Here is a 4,899-nt window from a genome sequence, read left to right on the forward strand (position 1 = left end):
CCGACGCGGCCGGCATCGGGACCGACGAGATCGACCTCCTCGTCTCCGCCACCTCCACCCCCGACGAACTGGGCCCCTCCACCGCCTGCCGGGTCCAGGCCCTCACCGGCGCCCACCGCGCGGTCGCCCTCGACGTCAGCGCCGCCTGCTCCGGCTGGCTGTTCGCCGCCAAGGTCGCCCACGACTGGCTGCGCGGCGACTCCCGGGCGCGGTACGCGGCGGTCGTCGGCGTCGAGACGTACTCCAAGTTCCTCGATCTCACCGACCGGGGCACGGCGGTCCTCTTCGCCGACGGCGCCGCCGCGGCCGTCCTGGGACCGGTCGAACAGGGCCGCGGCTTCCGGGAGTTCCGCCTCGGCTCCGACGGCCACGGCGCCCACCACGTCCTCATCCCCGCCGGAGGCAGCCGCAGGCCGGCCACCGCCGCGACCCTCGACAGCGGCGCCCACTTCATCCACATGGACGGCCGGGCCGTCCGCGACTTCATCGTGGACGTCTTCCCGCGCCTGGTCGAGGGGACGTTGAAACGCAACAACCTCGTCCTGGACGACATCGACACGTTTGTCGTCCACCAGCCCAATCCCGTGCTGCTGCGACGGCTCGGCGCCGAGATGGGCATCCCGCCCGAGCGCCTGGTCATCGTCGGGGACCAGGTGGGCAACATCGGCGCCGCCTCCGCCCCGTACGCCCTGGCGACCGCCGCCGCGCGCGGACTCGTACCGGACGGCGGCCGGGTCCTGATCACCGTCTTCGGGGCGGGCCTCACCTGGGGCAGCGCCCTCCTGGACTGGACCGGCGCCCCCGGCGCCGGGATCCCCGCCGCACCTCCTCCCTCTCCTCCTCCCCCTCCCTCTCCCTCTCCCACGGACCGTCGAAGGAGTCATCAGTGACCACCAGTGCGAGCAGTACCGGTGCGAGCGATACCGGTGCGAGCGGTACGAACACCACCCGCGTCGGCAGCACCGTCCTGTCCACCTTCCGCGTCGACGGCGCCCGCGCGCTGGTCACCGGCGCCTCCCGGGGCATCGGCCGGGCCGTCGCCCAGGCCCTCGCGGAGGCGGGCGCCGACGTCGCCCTCTCCGCCCGTACCGGCGACGCGCTCAAGGAGACCGCCACCCTCGTCCAGGAGCAGGGGCGTACGGCCGTGCTCGTGCCCGGCGACCTCGCCGACACCGCCCAGGCCGTCCACGTCGTCGACCGGGCGGCGCGGACGCTCGGCGGCCTCGACATCGTCGTCCACAACGCGGGCATCCTGCCCATGGAGGCCGACGGGTCGCCGGTCGTCCTGCCCCTCCAGGAGTCCTTCCAGCGGGACTGGGACAGCGTGCTGCACGTCAACCTCGGCGCCACCGCCGCCGTGTGCCGGGCCGCGTACCCCTACCTCGTGGAGTCCCCCCGGGCCAGTCTGGTGCTGATGTCCTCCGTGGCCGGGGTGGTCGGGGCGCCGCGCATGGAGGCGTACGCGGCCTCGAAGGCGGCGCAGATCTCGCTGGTACGGAGTCTGGCGACGGGCTGGGCGCACCACGGAGTCCGGGTCAACGCGCTCTGCCCCGGCTGGACCCGTACGGACATGACGGCGTTCGCGTACGGCAGCGGGCCGCTCTCCGACTGGCTGATGGGGCACGTGCCGCTGGGCCGGTGGGCCGAGGTGGCGGACGTGGCGGCGGCGACGCTCTACCTGGCCTCGCCGGCGTCCGCGTACCTGACCGGCCACGCGCTGGTGCTGGACGGCGGGATGTCCGTACCGGACGGCGGTCTGGCGGGGACCCCCAAGCCGCCGTCCCCGTTCGCGGCTCCGGTGCCTTCGCCCTCGCGGGCCGCCGACCCGCTGCCGGTCCCGGAACCCACGCCGTGAACGTGTCCCCCGACTCCGCCTCCACCGCCGTCGTCTGCGGCATCGGCTCCTGCCTCCCGCCGCTCTCGCTCACCAACGAAGAGATCGTGGTCCGGGGGGAGTTGGCGACCACCGACGCCTGGATCCGCTCCCGCACCGGCATCGAGCGCCGCCGCCACGCCGCCCCCGGCGTCAGCACCGGCGACCTGGCCCTCGCCGCCGGGGAGGCAGCCCTGCGGTCCGCGCCCGGCATCCGGCCCGACCTGGTGCTGATCGCCACCACCACCCCGGACCGGCCGTGCCCCGCCACCGCCCCCGACGTCGCCCACCGGCTGGGCCTCGGTCCCGTACCGGCCTTCGACCTCGCCGCGGTCTGCTCCGGCTTTCTGTACGCCCTGACCACGGCGAACGCCCTGATCGCCCACGGCACGTGCCGCTATCCGCTGGTCATCGGCGCCGAGAAGTACTCGGCCATCGTCGACCCCCGGGACCGCGACACCGCGCCGATCTTCGGCGACGGCGCCGGGGCGTTCCTGCTGCGGGCGGGGGACCGGGAGGAGCCCGGCGCCCTCGTCGCCGCCGACCTCGGCGCGGACGGCTCGGGCAGCGACCTGATCGCCGTCGCCGGGGGCGGCTCCCGGCTCCCGGAGACGGCCGAACTGGACCGTGACGACCGGTACTTCCGGATGCGGGGACGGCAGGTGTACGCGCAGGCCGTGACGCACATGACGCGCTCCGCGCAGACCGCGCTGGACCGGGCCGGCTGGGCCGCCCCGAGCGTCGAGGCGTTCATCGGCCACCAGGCCAACCAGCGGATCCTCGACTCGGTGGCCGAACGGCTCGGAGTCGCCGCCCACCACCGCTTCGGCAACATCGCGGACGTCGGCAACACCGCCGCCGCCTCCATCCCGCTGGCCCTCGCCGACACGGCGGCCCGGCGGCTCGTCAGGCCCGGCGCGCGGGCGCTGCTCACCACGTTCGGGGGCGGGCTGACCTGGGGAGCGATCGCGCTCACCTGGCCGTCCGTCCGACCTCTGTCCACCGACCCGACACCCCACCCCCTATCGCTTTCCGACACAGACCGGAGTCATCCGTCATGGAAACTGTCAGCCAGTACCTCGTGACCCTGCTCGTCGACAAGTTCGACGTCGACCCCGATGCCGTCAAGCCCGGATCGACCCTCGTCGAGCTGGAGTTGGACTCCCTGGCGGTGGTGGAGCTGCTCGTCACGGTGCAGGAGCGCTGGGGCGTCGAACTGGACGACGCCGACGCGGGCGACGACCTGTCGATCGACCAGCTCGCGCGCCTGGTGGCGGACCAACTGCCCCGGGGCGGTGGCCCTGTTGACGCCGCCGCCGACACCGGAACCGCGCGGTGACCGGTCGCGCGAGGACCGACCGTACGGAACCACTCGCCGTCACCGGCATCGGCCTCGTCACCCCCGCCGGCATCGGCACGCGGGCGACCTGGGACCGCGTCTGCGCCGGGGTGCCGACCGCCGCCACGGACCCCGAACTGACCGGCCTCCCCGTCCCGTTCTCCTGCCGCGTCCCGGGCTTCGACCCCCGGATCCATGTCGGCGTACGGCAGGCGTGGCGTCTCGACCGCTGCACACAGTTCGGCATCACGGCGGCCAGGGAGGCGGTCGCGGACGCCGGGCTCGACCCCGCGTCCTGGGACGGCGCGCGGGTCGCGGTGGTCATGGGGTCGGCGGCCGGCGGAGTCACGACGTACGAGAGCCAGCACACCAGATTGCTCCGCACCGGCCCGCGTTCGGTCTCGCCGCTGACCCTGCCGGCGTTCCTGCCGAACATGGCCGCCGGGCAGACCGCCCTCGCGCTCGACGCGCGCGGCCCCGCCCTGCACACCGCCACCGCCTGCGCGTCCGGGGCCACCGCACTGATCGTCGCCGCGATGCTCCTGCGCGAGGGAGCCTGCGACATCGCCGTCGCGGGAGGCACCGACGCCATGGTCACGCCGCTGTGCGTCACGGCGTTCGCCCAGATGGGCGCGTTGTCCGGGCGCGCGGGCAACCCGGCCGCCGCGTCCCGGCCGTTCGACGCGGACCGGGACGGATTTGTCCTCGCGGAAGGCGCGGGGGTGCTGGTGCTGGAACGTACGGCGGACGCAGCCACCCGGCGTGCGCCGGTGCACGCGCTCTTCGCGGGGCACGGCTCCACCACTGACGCGCACGATCCGGTCGCCCCGCACCCCGAGGGGCGCGGAGTGCGCGATGCGCTGGTACGAGCCCTGGCCTCGGCGGGAGCCGGTCCGACGGAGGTCGACCACATCAACGCCCACGGCACGAGCACCCCGCTCAACGACGCGCGGGAGGCGGGCGTGTTGCGCCGGCTCTTCGGCGCGCGCCCGCCGACCGTCACCTCCACGAAAGGGGTCACCGGACACCCCATGGGCGCGGCGGGCTCCATCGAGGCCGCGCTCACCGCGCTGACGGTCTCCCACCAACTGGCCCCGCCCACCGCCAACTTCCGGCGTCCTGACAGCGGCACGGGCGAGCTGGACCTCGTCACCGGCGAGGCGTACAAACATCCGGTCCGGCTCGCGCTCAGCACGTCGGCGGGGTTCGGCGGCCACAACACGGCCCTTGCCTTCCGCCCGCCGGAATGAGGGACAGCTGTCCCCTTTTGAGGGATACCGTCACTCGTTAGGATTAAATGGGCTCAAGGAGTGAGATGGGCGCGGGCCGCTCTGTCTAACGTCACCGGGTGACCAGCAGCAGTCCGGAAACCTCCCCGCACACCACCGGCGCACATCGCGCGCCCCGTCGCGCCCCCCGCCCCCTGGAGCGGCGGCCCCCCGTACGGTACGAGCCCTATCTGGACGGCCTGTTCACCTACTGCCTCTCCGTGCTCTGCGACCACGACGCGGCGACGGAGGCGCTGGGCGACGTCCTGGCCCTCTCGGAGCGCCAGTTCGGCCGCTCACCGTCCGACGCGGGGGAGCGCAAGGCGTGGCTGTACGCGCTGGCCCGCTGGGCGTGCCTCCGCAAACTCACCGCCCAGCGCCGGGGGGCGCATGCGCCCCTGGGCGCGGGGTCGGCCCTG

The 4,899-nt window shown here is 74.4% G+C and carries 5 protein-coding genes and 1 pseudogene; all 6 read left to right on the plus strand.

All coding sequences use genetic code 11. The features are described 5' to 3' along the window. Positions 1-890: ketoacyl-ACP synthase III (locus GT042_RS22860; RefSeq protein ID WP_161310601.1), on the plus strand; the 890-nt coding region annotated here is incomplete at its 5' end. Between the two features lie 77 nt (positions 891-967). Beyond that, the gene (locus GT042_RS22865) at positions 968-1,855 is read left to right on the plus strand and encodes an SDR family NAD(P)-dependent oxidoreductase (RefSeq protein WP_161310605.1); all 888 of its coding nucleotides are present in this window, start codon (positions 968-970) and stop codon (positions 1,853-1,855) included. After that, positions 1,852-2,958 (plus strand): beta-ketoacyl-ACP synthase III, encoded by a 1,107-nt coding sequence (locus tag GT042_RS22870; protein WP_161310602.1) that lies wholly within the window; start codon positions 1,852-1,854, stop codon positions 2,956-2,958. The genes GT042_RS22865 and GT042_RS22870 overlap by 4 nt, the downstream gene beginning before the upstream one ends. Continuing rightward, a complete protein-coding gene (locus GT042_RS22875) occupies positions 2,931-3,212 on the plus strand; it encodes an acyl carrier protein (RefSeq protein WP_161310603.1) in 282 nt (93 codons plus the stop codon). The genes GT042_RS22870 and GT042_RS22875 overlap by 28 nt, the downstream gene beginning before the upstream one ends. Further along, positions 3,209-4,462, plus strand: coding sequence for a beta-ketoacyl-[acyl-carrier-protein] synthase family protein (locus GT042_RS22880; protein WP_161310604.1), 1,254 nt, complete (start codon positions 3,209-3,211; stop codon positions 4,460-4,462). Before GT042_RS22875 ends, GT042_RS22880 begins: the two co-directional genes overlap by 4 nt. Before the next feature lie 98 nt (positions 4,463-4,560). Continuing rightward, positions 4,561-4,899, plus strand: a pseudogene (locus GT042_RS22885) (hypothetical protein); the annotation flags it as partial.

This window comes from Streptomyces sp. SID3212 (genome assembly GCF_009865405.1).
In the GTDB taxonomy this organism is placed as follows: domain Bacteria; phylum Actinomycetota; class Actinomycetes; order Streptomycetales; family Streptomycetaceae; genus Streptomyces.

Excerpts from the sequence above, each read along its gene's own strand:
- GT042_RS22875 (WP_161310603.1), top strand. The coding sequence starts at position 2,931 with ATGGAAACTGTCAGCCAGTACCTCGTGACCCTGCTCGTCGACAAGTTC.